The following is an 18433-nucleotide window of genomic DNA, read 5'->3' on the forward strand; positions in this document are numbered from 1 at the left end:
ACGACGCCTGACCGGGCGCCGTGCGCGCGTGCGTACCTTGGAGCTGTTCCGATGAAAATGACTTCCCGCCCCGCGGGCGCCTGCGCGCGCCTGCCGGTTGCCCTTGGCGTGGCCGTGGCCGCGTCACTGGCCCACGCTGCGCCTGCCGAAGAAGCGCGCACCCTCGACACGATGGTGGTCACTGCCGCCGCGCCTTCGTCGCCACTGCACTGGGTGACCGATCCGCGCCTTCCGCGGCAGCCGGTCCCCGCCAGTGATGGCGCCGATTACCTGAAGACCGTGCCTGGCTTCTCCGCCATCCGCAACGGCGGCACCAACGGTGACCCGGTGCTGCGCGGCATGTTCGGTTCGCGGCTGAACATCCTCAGCAACGATGGCAACCTGATCGGTGCCTGCCCGTCGCGCATGGACAATCCGCTTTCCTATATCGCGCCGGAGAGCTTCGACCGGCTGACCATCATCAAGGGCCCGCAGAGCGTGCGCTGGGGCGCAGGTGCCTCGGCCGGCACCATCCGTTTCGAGCGCGATACGCCGCGCTTCGAGGAACCCGGTCTGCGTGCCGATGCCAGTGGACTGGTCGGCTCGCGCAACCGCAACGACCAGGTGCTGGACCTGACGCTGGGCAATCCGGCCGGTTACGTGCGTGCCAGCGGCAATCGCTCGGAAGCGGACGACTACAAGGATGGTCATGGTGACGTGGTGCCGTCGAAGTGGCGCAAGTGGAACGGCGACGTGGCCATCGGCTGGACGCCGGACGCCGATACGCTGCTGGAAATCTCCGCCGGTGCCGGCGATGCGATCGCGCGCTATGCCGGGCGTGGCATGGACGGCGCCGCGTTCGAGCGCACCAGCTACGCGGCACGCTTCGAGAAGCGCAACCTGCCGGGCGCGTGGGAAACGTTGCAGGCCAACGTGTACTACAACGAAGCCGACCATGTGATGGACAACTACACGCTGCGCACGCCGAATCCCAACAGCATGATGCGCATGCCGATGGCTTCGAATGTGGACCGCCGAACCCAAGGCGGCCGGGCCAGTTCCGAGTGGCGCTGGCAGGAGGTGCAGCTGGTGGCCGGTGTGGACGGTGAGGACAGCCGCCACCGTGGCCGCAACGGCATGGGCCGCGATACTTACCGCCAGGCCGCGTGGCAGACCGATGCGAACTTCCACCGCTATGGCGTGTTCACCGAGTTGACCCTGGGGGCCGGCACGGACCAGCGCTGGATCAGTGGCCTGCGCATCGACCGTGCCAGCGCCCGCGATGAGCGGCAATCGATCGGCGGCATGATGGGCAACCGGCCCAATCCCAGCGCCGGGCAGACGCGCAAGGAATGGCTCGGCAGCGGGTTCCTGCGCTACGAGCAGGACCTTGCCGACGGCCTGACCTGGTACGCCGGCCTCGGCCACAGTGAACGCATGCCCGACTACTGGGAACTGTTCTCGCCCAACCATGGCCCGTCGGGCGCAGTGAACGCGTTCACCGGCGTGCAGCCCGAGCGCACCACCCAGCTCGACATGGGCCTGCAGTTCAAGGGACCGCGTGTGCAGGCATGGGTATCGGCGTATGCCGGGCAGATCCAGGACTACATCCTGTTCACCTATCACGGCAGCGGCATGATGGGCATGAGCCAGGCCCGCAACGTCGATGCGCGCATCGCCGGTGCCGAAGCCGGGCTGGAAGTGAGCCTGGCTGCGCAGTGGAAGCTGGGTGGCACGCTGGCCTATGCCTGGGGCGAGAACCGCGACCAGCAGCGTCCGTTGCCGCAGATGCCACCGCTGGAAGCACGCCTGAGCGCGAACTGGGAAGGCGAGCGCTGGAGTGCCGGTGCGCTGCTGCGTGCGGTGACCCATCAGCATCGTGTCGCAGATGGGCAGGGCAACGTGGTCGCGCAGGACCTGGGGCCGAGTGCCGGCTTCGCTACCTTCGCGCTCAATGCCGCTTACCGTTTCAGTTCGCAGCTGCAGCTCAGCGCCGGCGTCGACAATCTGTTCGACCGTGCCTACAGCGAGCACCTGAACCTGGCCGGCAGCGCCGACTTCGGCTTCCCGGCCGACCCGGTGCGCATCAACGAGCCCGGGCGCAGCCTGTGGATGAAGGTGAACTACCGGTACTGATCGGCCGGGAAAAAAAACGGGGCCGGATCCCCGCCAGGATCCGTCCCCGCCCGACGCCCTCTGTCGGGCAGCTTCGACTCTACGATGACAACGCCTGCGGCGCACGGCGGGATACACCTCGACACATGCCGACACCGCTGCTGCGAGCCTTGCACGGAACAGGTTCACGGCGCTATCGCGCCGCCGGTGCCACGCCAGTAAACGCTTGGCACATATCGCTTCCACGGGTGCTTGCCTACACTCGGCGGCCGTGGATCTATCAGGACCGTTCATGTTGGCTCGCATTGCTTCGACCCTGGCCCTCGGCCTCAGCCTGGCCCTTCTGGCCGGGTGCGGGGGCAAACAGGAGGCCGCCGCCCGTCGGCAGGGCGAAGCGGTGCCGGTGACCGCGCAGGTCGTGCAGTCCTCGCAGTGGAATGACACGCTGCAGGCGCTGGGCACGGCCAAGGCGCGCGAGTCCATCAGCGTGACGGCCAAGGTCAGCGAAATCGTCGAGAAGGTGCACTTTGAAAGTGGCCAGCATGTGGCCGCCGGTGCGCCGATCGTGACCCTGCGCGGGCAGGCCCAGGAGGCCGCGCTGGTGCAGGCGCAGGCCACCTTCCACGAAGCCGACCAGCTGTACAGGCGCCAGCGCGAGCTGGCCTCCCAGCGGCTGGTGTCCAGCGCCACCCTGGATACGCAGAAGTCGATCCGCGATGCGGCCGAGGCGCGCGTGATGCAGATGCAGGCCGACATCGGTGACCGCCGCGTGCGCGCGCCGTTCGCTGGCGTGCTCGGCATCCGTCAGGTCAGCCCCGGCTCGCTGGTGACCCCGACCACGGTCATCGCCACGCTCGATGACATCGAGCACATGCACGTCGATTTCCAGGTGCCGGAAGTGGAACTGGCTGCGCTGGGCGTCGGTGACAAGGTCAGCGCCACCAGCGTGGCGTGGCCGGGCCGCACCTTCGAGGGTGAGGTCAGCACCATCGATGCGCGCATCGATCCGGTCACCCGTGCGGTGACCGTGCGCGCCGACTTCGCCAACGGCGATCATGCGCTGCGCCCGGGCATGCTGCTGGACGTGCGGCTGTTCCGCCCCGAGCGCCCGGCGCTGGTGGTCCCGGAAATCGCCGTGGTGCAGGTCGGCCGCGATACCTTCGTGTACCGCATCAAGGCCGACGACAGCGTCGAGCGCGTGGACGTGGTCACCGGTGCGCGCCGCGCCGGCGTGGTCGAGATCAAGCAGGGGCTGGAAGCGGGCCAGCGCATCGTGGTTGATGGCACCGGCAAGCTGCGCCCGGGCCTGAAGGTCGCGGCCAGGGATGCGGCACCGGCCAGCGGCGCGAAACCGGATGCCGCGCCGGCACCGGCCGCGGCCGAGGGGCACGGCGGATGAAACTGTCCGACATCTCCATCCAGCGGCCGGTGTTCGCCGTGGTGATGAGCCTGCTGCTGCTGGTGCTGGGCGTGATGTCCTTCACCCGCCTGACCCTGCGCGAGCTGCCTGCCATCGACCCGCCCATTGTTTCGGTGTCGGTGGATTACACCGGTGCCTCGGCGGCGGTCATCGAAAGCCGCATCACCCAGGTGCTGGAAGATGCACTGGCCGGCATCGAAGGCATCGATACGATCAACGCGCGCAGCACCAACGGCCGCTCGCAGGTCAGCATCGAGTTCACCTCCAACCGCGATATCGAAGCGGCGGCCAACGACGTGCGCGATGCGGTCAGCCGCGTCGCCGACCGCATGCCGGAAGAAGCGCGGCCGCCGGAAATCGCCAAGGTCGAAAGCGATGCCGACCCGATCATCTGGTTCAACATGGTCTCTTCGACCATGGACACGCTGGAACTGAGCGATTACGCCGACCGCTATGTGGTCGACCGCTTCTCCAGCCTCGACGGCGTGGCCCAGGTCCGCATCGGCGGCCGCCAGCGCTATGCGATGCGCATCTGGCTGGACCGCGACCAGCTGGCCGCACGTGGGCTGACCACCGGCGACGTGGAAACCGCACTGCGCAACGAGAACGTGGAACTGCCGGCCGGCCGCATCGAGTCGACCGACCGCGATTTCACCCTGCGCGTGGAGCGCAACTACATCAAGCCCGAGGATTTCGCCACCATCCCGCTGGGCAAGGGCCGCGACGGCTACGTGGTGCGCATGGGCGACGTGGCGAAGATCGAACTGGCCTCGGCCGAGCGCCGCGCCTACTACCGCAGTAACGGCGAGCCGGGCATCGGCCTGGGTATCGTCAAGACATCTACCGCCAACTCGCTGGACGTGGCGCGCACCGCGCGCGCTGAAGCCGAGCGGGTGGCACTGACCCTGCCCAAGGGCACGCAGATCTTTGTTGCGTTCGACAACACCACCTTCATCGAAGCCGCCGTTGACCGCGTCTACGCCACGCTGGTGGAGGCGATGATCCTGGTGCTGGCGGTGATCTGGCTGTTCCTCGGCAGCTTCCGTGCCGCACTGATTCCGGCGGTGACCGTGCCGGTCTGCCTGGTGGCCGCGTTCATCGCACTGTACGCGTTCGACTTCTCGATCAACCTGCTGACCCTGTTGGCACTGGTGCTGTGCATCGGCCTGGTGGTGGACGATGCGATCGTGGTGGTGGAAAACGTGCAGCGCCGCATCGACCTGGGCGAGCCCCCACTGGTGGCCTCCAAGCGCGGTACCACGCAGGTTGCCTTCGCGGTGATAGCCACCACCGCCGTGCTGGTGGCGGTGTTCCTGCCGGTCGGCTTCCTGGAAGGCAATACCGGGCGCCTGTTCCGCGAGCTGGCGGTGGCGCTGGCGGCAGCGGTGGCGCTGTCCGCATTCGTAGCGCTGACGCTGACGCCGATGATGGCGTCCAAGCTGCTCAAGCCGCACACCGGGCAGGCACCACGTGGCCTGCATGGCTTCATCAACCGCAATCTGGAGCGCCTGGCTTCGGGCTATGGCCGCGTGCTCGACCACCATGTCGACCGCACCTGGATCTACCTGCTGGTGATGGTGGCCGCACTGGCTGCCAGCTGGGGCCTGCTCAAGCTGCTGCCGTCGGAACTGGCGCCGGCCGAAGACCGCGGTTCGTTCCAGATCATGATCGACGGCCCGGAAGGCGCCGGCTACGACTACACCGTGCAGCAGGTGCAGCAGGTAGAAGCGCTGCTGGCGCCGCATGTCGGCCCGGACAAGCCGATCGTGCGCGCCAACCCGCGCGTGCCGGGCGGCTGGGGCGCCAGCGAGGAGATGCACACCGGCCGCGTCAGCATCTTCCTGCAGCCGTGGCGCCAGCGCAGCGAGGGGACGCCTGAAGTGGCCGACGCGCTGCAGAAAGAACTGGACACCATCCGCGGTGTGCGCGTGCGCACGCAGGTGGGCGGTGGCCTGGTGCGCAGTGGCGGGCAGCCGTTCCAGATCGTGCTGGGCGGCCCCGAATATGCCGAGATCGCGCAGTGGCGCGACCGCATCCTGCTGCGCATGGCCGACAATCCCGGCCTGGTTGGCCCGGACTCGGACTACAAGGAAACCCGGCCGCAGATGCGGGTGAACATCGACCGCCAGCGCGCGGCCGACCTCGGCGTGCCGGTCACCGCGATCGGATCGGCGCTGGAAACCATGATGGGTTCGCGCCGCGTCACCACCTTCGTCGACAACGGCGAGGAGTACGACGTGCTGGTGCAGGCCGGGCGCGATGGCCGTGCCAGCCCGGCCGACCTGGCCGCGATCCGCGTGCGTGCCACCTCCGGCGAGCTGGTGCCGCTGTCCAACCTGGTCACGCTGAGCGAAGTGGCCGAGGCCGGAACCCTGAACCGCTTCAACCGACTGCGCTCGATCACCATCAGTGCCGGCCTGGCGCCAGGCTATCCGTTGGGCGAGGCCATTGCCTGGGCACAGAACGTGGCCCGGGAAGAACTGCCGCAGTACGCACAGGTGAACTGGAAGGGTGAGTCGCGTGAGTACCAGAGTGCCGGCGGCGCGGTGCTGCTGACCTTCGCGATGGCCCTGCTGGTGGTGTACCTGGTGCTGGCCGCGCAGTTCGAAAGCTTCATCCACCCGCTCACCATCATGCTGACCGTGCCGCTGGGTGTGCTCGGTGCGCTGGTCGGCCTGTGGGTGAGTAGCGGCACGGTGAACCTGTTCAGCCAGATCGGCATCGTGATGCTGGTTGGCCTGGCCGCGAAGAACGGCATCCTCATCGTCGAATTCGCCAACCAGCTGCGCGATGACGGGCGCACGGTGCGCGAGGCGATCATCGAATCGGCGATGGTGCGACTGCGCCCGATCCTGATGACCTCGATCGCCACCGTGGTCGGCGCGATTCCGCTGGTGGTGGCCGGTGGCCCCGGCTCGGCCAGCCGTGGCACGATCGGCATCGTGATCATCTTCGGCGTAACCCTTTCGACCTTCCTGTCGCTGTTCGTGGTGCCGGCGTTCTACGCACGGCTGGCCCCGTACACCCGCTCGCCGGAAGCGGTGAAGCGCGAGCTGGAGAAGCAGGAAGCGGAATCACCGTCGGTGGGTGGCCATGCCTGACCCGACCACCGTGCTGCGAGGTGAAGGCTTCCAATTGCGCCCCTGGCGCCCGGATGATCTGGAATCGCTGCTGCACCACGCCAACGACGCCGAGGTGTCGCGGGGCCTGCGTGATCGCTTTCCGTACCCGTACACGCGCGGGGATGGCGAGGCCTTCCTCGCCGGCCGCGTGCTGGCTCCCGGCACCCTGAACCTGGCCATCGAGATAGACGGCCAGGCCTGCGGCAGCGTCGGTGCCCAGCAGGGCGTGGCCGAGCGTGGGCATACCGCCGAACTGGGTTACTGGCTGGGCCGGGCCTACTGGGGCCAGGGCCTGATGACCGGGGTGGTCGGTGTGTTTGCGCCTTGGGTGATGGACGAGCTGCGCCTGTTCAGGCTGCAGGCCACGGTGGTCGACTTCAATCTCGGCTCGGCCCGGGTGCTGGAGAAGAACGGCTTCCAGGAAGAGGGCGTGGAGCGCTGCGCGGTCTACAAGCGCGGCGTGCTGCACGACCTGCGCCGCTTCGCCCGCGTACGCACGCAGCTGCCCTGAACGCGCGGGCTGGCCGCTGTAGCGCCGAGCCCATGCTCGGCTGATTCCGGGGCCCAAGCCGGACATGGGCTCGGCGCTACAAGACAGCGCTACCGCAGCGGCCTTCGATCAGGGAGAATCGACCGGTCCCCTCCAGCCGACGGGACGTCCTTACAACCCGCCGACTGGAGAGAGCGCGCGTGGAAGCAACCGTACACTTCATCAACAGCATCATCTGGAGCAAGGCACTGATCTTCGTGTGCCTGGGCGCCGGCCTGTTCTTCAGCCTGCGCACGCGCTTCATGCAGATCCGTGGCTTCTTCGAAATGTGCCGCCTCACCGTCAGGGGTGAGAAATCCGACGCCGGCGTGTCCTCGTTCCAGGCGCTGGCCATGTCGATGGCCGGCCGCATGGGCATCGGCAATATCGCCGGCGTGGCCACCGCCATCGCCTTCGGCGGCCCCGGGGCGATCTTCTGGATGTGGGTGATGGGCTTCCTCGGCGCGTCCACCTCGTACGTGGAATGCACCCTGGCGCAGATCTACAAGACCAAGGACGCCGAAGGCCGCTACCGCGGTGGCCCGGCGTACTACATCGAGAAGGCGATGGGCCTGAAGTGGTATGCGCTGGCCTTCGCCATCGCCACGATCATCGCCGCAGGTTTCCTGATGCCGGGCGTGCAGGCCAATGCCATCGCCGACAGCATCATCAACGCCTGCCGTGGCACCGCGCTGTGCGGGCCGCTCGACGGCCAGGCCTTCGGCATGGAATCGGTGCAGGCGCTGAAGCTGGGCATCGGCATCGTGGTCGCGCTGCTGCTGGGCGTGGTGATCTTCGGTGGCGTCAAACGCATCGCCAACTTCGCCGAAGTGGTGGTGCCGTTCATGGCTGCCGGTTTCATCCTGATGGCCATCATCATCATGGTCATCAACTACGACCGCGTGCCGGAAATGTTCGGCATCATCTTCCAGAGTGCCTTCGGCACGCATGCCGCATTCGGCGCGATGATGGGCCTGGCGGTGGAGTGGGGCATCAAGCGCGGCATCTACGCCAACGAAGCCGGCCAGGGTTCGGGCCCGCATGCAGCGGCCGCCTCGGAAGTCTCGCACCCGGCCAAGCAGGGCTATGTACAGGCCTTCGCCATCTACTTCGACACCATGATGGTGTGCACCGCCACCGCGTTCCTGATCCTGGCCAGCGGCACCTACAACGTGTACTCGCCGGCAGGTGCCAGCGCACCGCCGATCTTCCAGGGCCTGGCCGGCATTCCCGAAGGCGCCGGTTACGCCCAGGCCGGCGTGGAAGCGGTGCTGCCGGGCTGGGGTTCGGCATTCGTGTCCATCGCCATTTTCTTCTTCGCCTTCACCACCATCATGGCGTACTACTACATGGCCGAGACCAACCTCAGCTATGTAAACCACAACAGGAAGCGCCCGCTGACGGTGCTGGTGCTGCGCCTGGGCATCATCGGCATGGTGGTGTTCGGCGCGTTCCACAATGCCACCCTGGCCTGGGCGCTTGGCGACATCGGCGTGGGCCTGATGGCCTGGCTGAACATCATTGCCATCCTCATCATCCAGAAGCCGGCGATGCTGGCCCTGCGTGACTACGAACGACAGAAGAAGCTGGGCCTGGATCCGGTGTTCGACCCTGATGCCTTGGGCATCAAGAACGCCGATTTCTGGCGCCAGCGCAAGCAGGAGAGTGTGTAAGTGAACAACCCTTGGAACAACCGCCGCCCGTCCGCCCGTCCGCCGCGCGCAACGCCGTTGCCGCGCCCGGAGGTGCCGGCAACGGGCGGTGGTGGGCGCGGTGGCAGCGATGAGCTGCGTCTGTACGGCCTGAATGCCGTGCTGGCTGCGTTCGAAGCGCGGCCGCAGGCGCTGCGCAAGCTGTACCTGCTGGAAGCACGCATTCCGCGCCTGCAGCCGTTGTTGAAGTGGTGCGTGGCCAACCGCGTGGGCTACCGCGTGGTCGAGGATGGCGATCTGAACAAGCTGGCCGGCACCACCCATCACGAAGGCGTGGTGGCCGACATGCTGCGCGCACCGGCACTGCCGCTGGCGCAGTGGCTGCAGCAGGTCGGTGACGGCCCGGCGCTGGCGCTGTGGCTGGATGGCGTGGGCAACCCGCACAACCTCGGCGCGATCCTGCGCTCGGCCGCGCACTTCGGTGCCAAGGCGCTGCTGTTGCCGGCCGGCAGCACGCTGGCCCTGTCCGGCGCCGCCGCGCGCGTGGCCGAAGGCGGCGCCGAAGCGGTGCCGCTGGTGCAGCTGCCGGAGACCGCTCAGGCAATGGCACAACTGCGCGCAGCCGGTTTCGGCCTGGCCGCGACCCTGGTCGAGGGCGGTGATGACGTGTTCCGCGCGTCCCTGCCAGACCGGCTGGTGTACGTGATGGGCGCCGAAGGCGAGGGCATGGACCGTGGCCTGGCGAGCCAGTGCGATCTGCAGGTCTCGATCCCCGGCAGCGGCGCGGTGGAAAGCCTGAATGTCGCTTCCGCCACGGCCGTGCTGCTGGCGCAGTGGGCGAGCCGCCACGGCTGATCCCGTCGTGCTGATGCTGTGTTGATCTCCTGACCCGGCCCTCGCGGCCGGGTTTTCTTTTGCGCGGCGCAAGAGCGCAAACGATGCATGCGCAGCAAACTGGGTCATCTGCGTCAGCTTACGTTGCTTCAAACACGCTTGATGGGAAGACAAGCGATTTTAGTATTTGTCCCATTGTTGGGCCGCTTCCTGCGCCGCACGGTGGAGTTCCTTCCAACGTCGTACAGGAGTGGTTCCATGCATCGAATCCAACGCCGCACACGTCGCACTTGCCTGGTGCTGGCACTCGCTGCGCTTGCCGCACCATCGCTACAGGCCGCGGAACGCAGTCTCGATGGTGTCAATTTCACCGGCCCGTTGATCACGCCGAATCCGGCCGGCCTGCCGCAGGGCAACTGGTACATCGAGCCCTATCTGGTGCGGGTCGACAGCCGCGACCACTACGACAACAACGGTGATCGTCGCCGCAGTGCCGAGCACAGTGGCGCCTGGGCCACGGTGGTGCCGATCATCTATGGCTTCAGTGACCGGGTGATGGGCCAGGTCAATCTCAGCGCCTCGCGCTCCGAATCCGGCAGTGCGCGCAGCAGCGGCTTCCGCGCCGGTGACACCACCGCACGCCTGCAGTACCTGCTGCAGGCGCCGAATGCCGATGGCACCCGTCCGGCCATCTCGGTCGCGCTGGTGCAGCGTTTCAGCACCGGCAGCCACGATCGCATCACCGGCAATCCGCTGGATGCACAGGGCGACGGCGTACAGCGCACCACCGCTGCGCTGGGCGTGCAGCAGGTGGTGTGGCTGGGCAATGACCGCCCCGTGCGCTGGCGCGCCCAGCTCAGCGCCGGGCCGGCACCGTCGCGCACCGCCATTTCCGGCACCAGCGTGTACGGCACCGATGACAGCTTCCAGGGGCACATTTCGCGCGGCTCGGTACTGGGCCTGTCGGTAGGCGCCGAGTACAGCTTCAATTCGCGCTGGGTGGGCGTAATGGAAATGGCCGCCAGCCGCGAGACTGGCCAGCGCCTGAGCGGCTTCGCACGCAACGGCAGTGGTGCGATCGAACGGATTGAAGAGCACCGTCCGGCCAGCCGCGACGTCAGCCTGGCGCCGGCAGTGGAATATCACTTCAGCCCGTCGCTGGGCCTGATCGCAGGCGTCGAATTCACCGTGGCCGGGCGCAACACCGGCCGCATCATCAGCCCCCAGGTCGCCCTGGGCATGTTCTTCTGAGGGGCTGCCGATGAACATCGAATCCATCGTCAACACCATCCTCGGAATCGTCTGGAGCCCGTACCTGGTGGTGCTGTGCCTGCTCGCCGGCCTGTACTTCAGCGTGCGTACCCGCTTCATCCAGTTGCGCGCGCTGCCGGAGATGCTGCGCCTGATGTTCCGGCATGAGCGCTCCGAAGCCGGCGTGTCACCGTTCCAGGCGTTGTCCATTTCGCTGTCAAGCCGCGTGGGCGTCGGCAACATCGCCGGCGTCGCCATGGCCATCGCCTTCGGCGGCCCCGGCGCGATCTTCTGGATGTGGATCGTCGCCTTCCTCGGCGCCTCCAGCGCCTTCATCGAATCCACGCTGGCACAGATCTACAAGGACCGCGATGCCAAGGGCCAGTACCGCGGTGGCCCGGCGTACTACATCGAAAAAGGCCTGGGCCAGCGCTGGTATGCAGTGCTGTTTGCGCTGGTCACCGTGCTGGCGGGTGCGATGCTGGCCGGCACCCAGTCCAATGCGATCACCAGTGCGGTGAACGAAGCCTGGGACGTGCCGGTGATGACCACCACGGCGGTACTGCTGGTGGTGCTGGGCGCGATCCTGATCGGCGGTGTGCGCCGCATCGCGCGGGTTGCCGAGTGGGTGGTGCCGTTGATGCCGGTGGCGTATCTGCTGGTGGCGGCGCTGGTGATGGTGCTTAATGCAGAGAAAGTGCCGGAGGTGATCATGCTGGTGCTGCGCAGTGCATTCGGTGTAGATGCAGCGTTCGGTGCAATGATCGGCACCGCCATCCAGTGGGGCGTGCGCCGTGGCGTGTTGTCCAACGAGGCCGGCATGGGCAGCGGTGCGCATCCAGCCGCCGCCGCCGAAGTCACCCATCCGGTCAAGCAGGGCCTGGTGCAGTCATTTTCGGTCTACATCGACACGATGGTGGTGTGCAGTGCTACCGCCTTCCTGATTCTGTCCACGGGCCTGTACAACGTCTACGACCCGGCGGTGAATGGCATTCCGGATGAGGCGCGCCTGCTGCTGGGCAATCTGCCTGGCGTCGAGGCCGGGCCGCGCTTCGTGCAGCACGCGGTGGAGTCCGCGCTGCCTGACTTCGGCCGTTCGTTCGTGGCGCTGGCGATCCTGCCGTTCGCCTTCACCACGCTGCTGGCGCTGTACTACATGGCCGAGACTAACGTCAGTTACCTGTGCCGCGACCGTCCGGCGCCGTGGGTGATCGGTGGATTCCAGTTGATGTTCCTGGCGGCTACCGGCTACTCGGCGGTGAACAGTGCAACGGTGGCCTGGTCGCTGGGCGACATCGGCGTCGGCCTGATGAGCTGGTTGAACATCATCGCGATCCTGCTGCTGCAGAAGCCGGCGTTGGCGGCGCTTCGTGACTATGAGCAGCATCGCCAGGTGGGCAAGGATCCGTTGTTCAACCCGAAGTTGCTGGGTGTGCGCAACACCAGTGTGTGGGAGGGTTAGCAGAATCGCGATCAAGTCCCTTGCCACGGCGAGGGACCTGACCCACGCCATTGCCCGGTGGGTGCGAACCTTGGTTCGCACCGCTCCCGCCACTGCGCTCGCCGGGCATGGCCCGGCGCTACCGCATCATTCGTTCGGCGGCGTGGTCGCCTTGGCCTCGCTGCCGAAGCTGCCGTCGGCTTCCGCCGCCAGGTACGCGAACACGGTGTACGCGGCCACGTTCTGTGCCAGTGCCTTCGGGTCGATCTTGTCCAGCGTGTCGTCGGCGGTGTGGTGCAGGTGGAAGTAGTCCGAGCCGTCCTGCGCCAGCCACGCCCACGCACCGCCCTTGGCGGCCAGCGGGCCGACGTCCGGGCCCGGGCCACCCTTGTCGGCCTGGTACTCGATGCCCAGCGGCTTCATTACTTCGGCAATCTGCTTCGTCGCTTCGCGCGAGCCTTCCGGATTCGGCGAACCGGTATTGAAGGCGTAGATGCGTCCCGCGCCGAAGTCGCTCTCGGCGGCCAGCTGGTGCAGGGCCACGTCCTTCGCGTGCGCTTCGGCATAGGCCTTGCCGCCATACAGGCCCTGTTCCTCGTTGGCGAAGGCGATCACGCGGATGGTGCGCTTCGGCGCCTGCTTGAGCTGGCCGATCAGGTGGCCTGCGGCCATGGTGATGCCCACGCCCGCGCCGTCATCCACCGCGCCGGTGCCCAGGTCCCACGAATCCAGATGCCCGCCAATCACCACTACTTCCTTCGGCAGGCTGCGGCCGGTGATCTCGCCGATCACGTTGTACGAGGTCGCCGTACCATCCCAGCCGCAGTCCAGCGCCACCTTCACCGTGGTGCTGCCACGGGCCAGCAGGCGGGCCAGCTGGTCGGCATCGGGCACCGACAGTGCCGCAGACGGCACCGGGGTCAGGCCGTCATCGAAACGGGTGATGCCGGTGTGCGGCACGCGGTGCGAGTCGGTGCCGGCCGAACGCATCAGGAAACCGACCGCGCCCTTGCGGATCGCCTCGGACGGACCCTTGCTGCGGATCGCGCCGCCGCGGCCGTAGTCGCGGCCATCGCGGAACGGCAGCATCTGGTAATCGACGAAGGCGATCTTGCCCTTGAGCGAACCGGCCGGCGCCGCCTGCAGTGCGGCCAGGTCGGCGAAGCGCACCACCTCGGCTTCAACGGTGCCGCCCGGGCTGCCGCCCAGTGCGGTGATCTGCAGCGGCTGCGGATTTTTGCCGGTCACGGCAGCGTGTTCACTGCGGCGCTCCCACTTCGGGAAGGTCACCGGTTCCTTCCACACCTTGTCGAAGCCCAGTGCCTTGAACTTGGCTTCGGCCCAGGCCACGGCGCGGGCGTCAGCTTCGCTGCCGGCGATGCGCGGGCCGATCTCGGTGGTGAGCGATTCGACCACCTTCCAGCCGGTGTCATCGGCCAAGGCCTGGTCGCGCAGCTGTGCGGCGGTGGCCAGCGACGCCGGGGGCAGGGTAGTGGTGTGCGGCGCCGCGAAGGCCGGGGCGGCCAGCAGGGCGAGGGAGGATGCGATGGCAAGAACGCGGCGACGCATGGACAACTCCGGGAAGGGACCTAAGCCTTGGAGCTTAACAGTCGTTCAGCCCGGCGCATGGGCGGGAGGTCATGGCTGGCGCGGATGCTGTTTCCCGCCATGACCGGCAAAGCGAAAGCCCCGCCGGGGCGGGGCTTTCGCCTGCTTCTGCGGTAGCGCCGGGCCATGCCCGGCGAGCGCAGCGGCAAGATGGCGTCCCGCCGGGCATGGCCCGGCGCTACTACCTTATTTCTTCAGGCTGTCGCGGATCTCGCGCAGCAGCACCACTTCCTCGGCCGGTGCGGCTGGTGCAGCTTCCTTCTTGCGAGACAGGCGGTTGATCGCCTTGACCACGATGAAGATCGCGAAGGCCACGATCACGAACTGGATCAGGGTGTTGATGAAATCACCGTAGCCGATCACCACCGCCGGAATCTCCTTGCCGTCCGGGCCGATCCGTGCCGGCGACAGCGTCCACGCCAGCTGCGAGAAGTCCACCTTGCCGATCAGCAGGCCCAGCGGCGGCATGATGATCTTCTCGACCAGCGCCGTCACGATCTTGCCGAAGGCCGCGCCGATCACCACGCCGACGGCGAGGTCGATGACGTTGCCGCGCATGGCGAATTCCTTGAACTCGGTGAGCATTCCCATTGTTGTTTTTCTCCGGTGGGGAAGTGGACAGCGCGCAGGGTAGCGCAGGTGACGTCAGCCGGCGATCACGCCGTGGCGCTCGGCCACGTTTTCCAGGCGGGCACTGAAGCGGTCGCCGGGCTTCAGCGCAGCCACCCCGGACGGGGTGCCCATGAACACCAGGTCACCGGCACGCAGCTGCCACAGCTTGGACAGCTCATGCAGGATCTCCGGCACGTTCCAGATCATCTGGTCGAGCAGTGCCTGCTGGCGCACCTCGCCGTTGACCTCCAGCGACAGGTTCAGCGCAGCCAGGTCGCCGACTTCTTCGGCGTGCACGATTTCGCTGATCGGCGCGGAGGCATCGAACCCCTTCGCGGCATCCCAAGGATGGCCCTTGTCCTTGGCTGCGGCCTGCAGATCGCGGCGGGTCAGGTCCAGGCCGACGGCGTAGCCATATACCAGCGCATCGGCGTCGGCGACGGCCAGCTCGCCGGCGGGCGCATCGCGACCGATCGCCACCACCAGTTCCACTTCGTGGTGCAGGTTGGCGGTTGCTGGCGGATAGGGGATGGCATCGTCGTGGCCGACCACGATGGCGTCGGCCGGCTTGCTGAAGAACATCGGGCGGCCGCGGTCATCGGCCGCCGGCACCGCCGCGCCCATTTCGCGGGCGTGGTCGGCGAAGTTGCGGCCGACGCAGTAGATACGGTGCACGGGGAAGCTGCCGCCACCTGCTACCGGTACACGCGGCAGGGCTACGGCAGGGATCACATCGGAGACATCGGACATGCGGGCATCCAGGAAGGGCGTGCCCGCAGTCTAGAACGCATGGCGCCCGCCGTCAGCGGGCGCGGAAGGCCTGGATCAGCGCGAGGCCGGCAACACCGGCTTGCGCACCACGCGGTACTCGCCCTCGACCACGGTCGGGTCCACCGGACGCGCGGCGCCCGGCTTGCGCGAGGCCAGCAGCTTCCATGCCAGGCCAACCAGGATCATCGCGGCACCGACGAACACACCGATGAACACCATCGCGGCCAGGATCGCCAGGCCAAGCAGGCCCACGGCAACGCGCACCAGCGGATGACGCGGCTTGCGCGGTGCGAACAGGGTGCGGAACTGGTTGAAGGCGGATGCGCGATTGAACATGGCGGCTCGATAGGCTGGGATCAGCGAAACCAGAGTATCGGGAGGCGCCACTGTCATTGAGTGAAAAACTCGTTAAATATAGCCTGTGCTTATTACGGATCAATGACTTGTGTTCATGTCGCAGCCAGTCACCTGAGCAGGCATGCGACAATTCCGGTTTACCGTCCGAGCTTTCGCCATGACTATCGCTGCTGCCCTGATCGCCCTTGATGCCATTGCCGATGGCGCGTTTGCCGAGGTCGAAGCGGTGATCGATGGCGATGCCGAATCGCTGGTGCTGTACCGCGACGGCGCGCAGGTGCGCGCATTCCTGAACATCTGCCCGCACGCCGGCCGACGCCTGGACTGGGCCCCGGGCCAGTTCCTGAAGAGCCGCGAAGGCCACCTGGCGTGCGCCGCGCATGGCGCCTCGTTCGCCCTTGACAGCGGCGACTGTATCGCCGGCCCGTGCAAGGGCGACCGCCTGCGTGCGGTGCGGGTCGATATCCGCGATGGGCAGGTCTATCTGGCCTGAGGCCGGAAGCAGTCGAGCACGGCTCGACTCTACAAAAGCCGTGTCGACCAAGGTCGACACCCACCAGAGCAGAACGCCGTTCCGACAGCTCGCGGAAAACTGTCGAAGGCGGGGTGGGTCCGGTTGCGGGGGCGTGAGCCGCATGGATGCGGCGACCGAGCTTACATGGGTGAGGGCGCTTTGCTTGCGAAGCACTGCTTCGCAAGCGCCCGAACGCACAGCCGCCAGCGGCTGGGCCGGGCCCCGGAGGGGGACTTGCAGCGTCCCCCGCAACCGGACCCACCCCGCCATCCCACGGAATGCACGCTGTTGCTGTTGCTGTTGCTTCGGCTTCGGCTTCGGCTTCGGCGGGTGCAGGGCGCAGCCCTGCCAACAAACCCAACCCTCAGAACATCAGGTTGATCATCAACACCACCACGCAGGTGTAGATCAGCGACAACGGTCCGCCGACCCGCCACATCTCGCGCGGGGTGTAATTGGCCGGGCCGGTGATCATCGAAATCACCGGGTTGGAGGCCGTCATCAGGTTGTTGGACGCCGACAGCGCCACGATCAGCGCGAACGCGGTCGGGTTGCCGCCCGCCGCCAGTGCCAGGTTCACCGCGATCGGTACCATCACGATGGTCGCGCCCACATGGCTGATCACCAGCGAGAACGCCGTGGTCAGCAGTGCCAGCGCCACCTCCAGCACCCACACCGGGATGCCGGTGGGCAGCTTGTCGATGGTGTGGCCGGCCACCCATGCCGCCGCACCACTGGAGTCCATCGCCCATCCGAGCGGGATCAGCCCGGCCATCATGAACACCGTTTTCCAGTTGATCGAGGCATACGCCTCGTCCATGCGCAGCACGCCGGTCAGCAGCATGCCGGCCACGCCGGTCATCAGCGTCAGCGCGACCGGCAGCTTGCTGGTCAGCGCGATCAGGATGGTCAGCGCGAAGATCGCCATCGCAATCTTGAACTTGTGCGGGCGCTGCTCGCCGGTCGGATAGTCGGTCACCACCACGAAGTCGCGGCTCTTGGCCGCCTGTGCCAGGTCGGTCCAGATGCTGTGGAAGACCAGCATGTCGCCTGCACGCAACTGCACGTCGCGCACGTCCTCGCGGATCACCTGCTTGTCGCGGTTGATCGCCAGCAGGCTGATGCCACGCTCCTTGCGCAGGCGCAGGTCGGCCGCGCTCTTGCCGATCACGTTCGAGGTCGGCGGTACCACCGCCTCGGAAATACCGGCGCGGCTCGGGTTGAACAGGTCACCCAGGTGCTTCAGGCGCGAAGACATGCGCAGGAACTGGTTCTGCGCGAAATCGTTGATCTGCTGGCGCGGGCCCATCGCACCGAGCACGCTGCCTACCCAGATGCGCATCTCCGCCGGCGGCGCCAGGCGGGTGTCATTACCGGTTTTCAGGGCCAGCAGCAGCGGGGCGTCGTGCAGGTTCTCGGCCTCGCCCAGGGTCATGCCCACCAGCGGACTTTCCGCGCTGACCACCAGCTCGAACACATCGCCTTCGATGCCATAGGTCTTGGCGAAGTAGCTCTCGGTGCGTGCTGGGGTGACCCCGTCGTTGACCAGGGTTTCTTCCTCGATCAGCTTGCGGTCGCCGTAGTAGCGGAAGTACAGCAGCGAGGCGATCAGCAGTGCCACGCCAATCGGCAGCGGCGCGAACATGCGCAGCGGCTCGATGGTGGCCAGGCCGGAAGGCAGGTTGTTGTTGGCCGAGGCCAGCAGATCGTTCAGCAGGATCAGCGGCGAATTGCCGACCATGGTCAGCGCACCGCCCATCACGATCGCCGCCGAGATCGGCAGCAGCAGGCGCTGCATCGTCAGCCCGGTGCGCGCTGCCAGTCGCGAGGCGACCGGCAGATACAAGGCCATCACCGACGGGTTCTGCATGAAGGACGAGTTCAGGCCGGCGATGGCGGTGGTCATCATCAGCAGTCGCTGTTCGACGCCGTGGCCGCGCCGCAGCAGCCATGCGGCCAGCCGGTTCAGCGCCCCGGTGCGGTCCAGGCCCGCACCGAGGATGGTGGTGGCGATGATGCTCATCACCGCGTTACCGGAGAAACCGCCGAAGATCTCCTCCGGCGCGATCAGGCCGGTGACACCGAGTACCACCAGCACCACCAGCGCGACCACGTCGGCGCGGATGCGCTCGAACAGGAACATTGCCATCGTGAAGCCGACCAGCCCGAGCACGAGCTTCATGTCGTTGGTCAGCGTCAGCGCGGTATCCATGTGGGGCGCGGCGTCC

14 protein-coding genes are annotated in these 18433 nt (G+C 67.1%); 9 read left to right on the forward strand and 5 right to left on the reverse strand.

The features are described 5' to 3' along the window. Window positions 1-51 precede the first annotated feature (51 nt). The 8 genes from AC5P8C_RS08870 to AC5P8C_RS08905 all read left to right on the forward strand — a co-directional run bounded on the left by AC5P8C_RS08870 (window position 52) and on the right by AC5P8C_RS08905 (window position 12364). Window positions 52-2115: a TonB-dependent copper receptor gene (locus AC5P8C_RS08870; RefSeq protein WP_019660198.1), complete on the forward strand. Its 2064-nt coding sequence runs from the start codon at window positions 52-54 to the stop codon at window positions 2113-2115. A 271-nt stretch (window positions 2116-2386) separates the two neighbouring features. After that, entirely contained in the window at window positions 2387-3493 is a 1107-nt protein-coding gene (locus AC5P8C_RS08875) for an efflux RND transporter periplasmic adaptor subunit (RefSeq protein WP_019660197.1), read from the forward strand. Continuing rightward, a complete protein-coding gene (locus AC5P8C_RS08880; protein WP_019660196.1) occupies window positions 3490-6615 on the forward strand; it encodes an efflux RND transporter permease subunit in 3126 nt (1041 codons plus the stop codon). Before AC5P8C_RS08875 ends, AC5P8C_RS08880 begins: the two co-directional genes overlap by 4 nt. After that, on the forward strand, window positions 6608-7147 hold the full coding sequence (locus tag AC5P8C_RS08885; RefSeq protein WP_233653810.1) for a GNAT family N-acetyltransferase: 540 nt from the start codon (window positions 6608-6610) through the stop codon (window positions 7145-7147). The genes AC5P8C_RS08880 and AC5P8C_RS08885 overlap by 8 nt, the downstream gene beginning before the upstream one ends. A 179-nt stretch (window positions 7148-7326) precedes the next feature. Beyond that, window positions 7327-8838: an alanine/glycine:cation symporter family protein gene (locus AC5P8C_RS08890; protein WP_021202003.1), complete on the forward strand. Its 1512-nt coding sequence runs from the start codon at window positions 7327-7329 to the stop codon at window positions 8836-8838. Continuing rightward, window positions 8839-9672, forward strand: coding sequence for a TrmH family RNA methyltransferase (locus AC5P8C_RS08895; protein ID WP_495218572.1), 834 nt, complete (start codon window positions 8839-8841; stop codon window positions 9670-9672). Between the two features lie 237 nt (window positions 9673-9909). Next, window positions 9910-10902: a hypothetical protein gene (locus tag AC5P8C_RS08900; RefSeq protein WP_495218573.1), complete on the forward strand. Its 993-nt coding sequence runs from the start codon at window positions 9910-9912 to the stop codon at window positions 10900-10902. Between the two features lie 10 nt (window positions 10903-10912). Continuing rightward, window positions 10913-12364, forward strand: coding sequence for an alanine/glycine:cation symporter family protein (locus tag AC5P8C_RS08905; RefSeq protein WP_495218574.1), 1452 nt, complete (start codon window positions 10913-10915; stop codon window positions 12362-12364). Window positions 12365-12490: 126 nt separating this feature from the next. Here the strand turns inward: AC5P8C_RS08905 and AC5P8C_RS08910 are convergent, their stop codons facing one another. The 4 genes from AC5P8C_RS08910 to AC5P8C_RS08925 form a co-directional block, all read right to left on the reverse strand. Beyond that, window positions 12491-13912 (reverse strand): M28 family peptidase, encoded by a 1422-nt coding sequence (locus AC5P8C_RS08910; RefSeq protein WP_019660192.1) that lies wholly within the window; start codon window positions 13910-13912, stop codon window positions 12491-12493. Between the two features lie 225 nt (window positions 13913-14137). Next, the gene (gene mscL, locus AC5P8C_RS08915) at window positions 14138-14542 is read right to left on the reverse strand and encodes a large-conductance mechanosensitive channel protein MscL (protein WP_019660191.1); all 405 of its coding nucleotides are present in this window, start codon (window positions 14540-14542) and stop codon (window positions 14138-14140) included. Window positions 14543-14596: 54 nt separating this feature from the next. Beyond that, on the reverse strand, window positions 14597-15313 hold the full coding sequence (locus AC5P8C_RS08920) for a fumarylacetoacetate hydrolase family protein (RefSeq protein WP_019660190.1): 717 nt from the start codon (window positions 15311-15313) through the stop codon (window positions 14597-14599). Window positions 15314-15388: 75 nt separating this feature from the next. Then, a complete protein-coding gene (locus AC5P8C_RS08925) occupies window positions 15389-15670 on the reverse strand; it encodes a hypothetical protein (RefSeq protein ID WP_019660189.1) in 282 nt (93 codons plus the stop codon). Between the two features lie 178 nt (window positions 15671-15848). On the opposite strand from AC5P8C_RS08925, the gene AC5P8C_RS08930 reads away from it, so the two are divergent. Further along, a complete protein-coding gene (locus tag AC5P8C_RS08930) occupies window positions 15849-16184 on the forward strand; it encodes a Rieske (2Fe-2S) protein (RefSeq protein WP_495218575.1) in 336 nt (111 codons plus the stop codon). Window positions 16185-16569: 385 nt separating this feature from the next. Here AC5P8C_RS08930 and AC5P8C_RS08935 read toward each other — a convergent pair whose 3' ends face one another. Further along, window positions 16570-18417 (reverse strand): SLC13 family permease, encoded by a 1848-nt coding sequence (locus AC5P8C_RS08935; RefSeq protein WP_019660187.1) that lies wholly within the window; start codon window positions 18415-18417, stop codon window positions 16570-16572. Window positions 18418-18433: the final 16 nt, after the last annotated feature.

The organism is Stenotrophomonas sp. YJH_SMC_46 (genome assembly GCF_059370315.1).

Bases quoted from the DNA above. Each gene is read 5' to 3' on its own strand.
- AC5P8C_RS08870 (WP_019660198.1), top strand. From the start codon at position 52: ATGAAAATGACTTCCCGCCCCGCGGGCGCCTGCGCGCGCCTGCCGGTT.
- AC5P8C_RS08875 (WP_019660197.1), top strand. From the start codon at position 2,387: ATGTTGGCTCGCATTGCTTCGACCCTGGCCCTCGGCCTCAGCCTGGCC.
- AC5P8C_RS08880 (WP_019660196.1), top strand. From the start codon at position 3,490: ATGAAACTGTCCGACATCTCCATCCAGCGGCCGGTGTTCGCCGTGGTG.
- AC5P8C_RS08885 (WP_233653810.1), top strand. From the start codon at position 6,608: ATGCCTGACCCGACCACCGTGCTGCGAGGTGAAGGCTTCCAATTGCGC.
- AC5P8C_RS08900 (WP_495218573.1), top strand. From the start codon at position 9,910: ATGCATCGAATCCAACGCCGCACACGTCGCACTTGCCTGGTGCTGGCA.
- AC5P8C_RS08905 (WP_495218574.1), top strand. From the start codon at position 10,913: ATGAACATCGAATCCATCGTCAACACCATCCTCGGAATCGTCTGGAGC.
- AC5P8C_RS08910 (WP_019660192.1), bottom strand. From the start codon at position 13,912: ATGCGTCGCCGCGTTCTTGCCATCGCATCCTCCCTCGCCCTGCTGGCC.
- mscL (WP_019660191.1), bottom strand. From the start codon at position 14,542: ATGGGAATGCTCACCGAGTTCAAGGAATTCGCCATGCGCGGCAACGTC.
- AC5P8C_RS08920 (WP_019660190.1), bottom strand. From the start codon at position 15,313: ATGTCCGATGTCTCCGATGTGATCCCTGCCGTAGCCCTGCCGCGTGTA.
- AC5P8C_RS08925 (WP_019660189.1), bottom strand. From the start codon at position 15,670: ATGTTCAATCGCGCATCCGCCTTCAACCAGTTCCGCACCCTGTTCGCA.
- AC5P8C_RS08930 (WP_495218575.1), top strand. From the start codon at position 15,849: ATGACTATCGCTGCTGCCCTGATCGCCCTTGATGCCATTGCCGATGGC.
- AC5P8C_RS08935 (WP_019660187.1), bottom strand. From the start codon at position 18,417: ATGGATACCGCGCTGACGCTGACCAACGACATGAAGCTCGTGCTCGGG.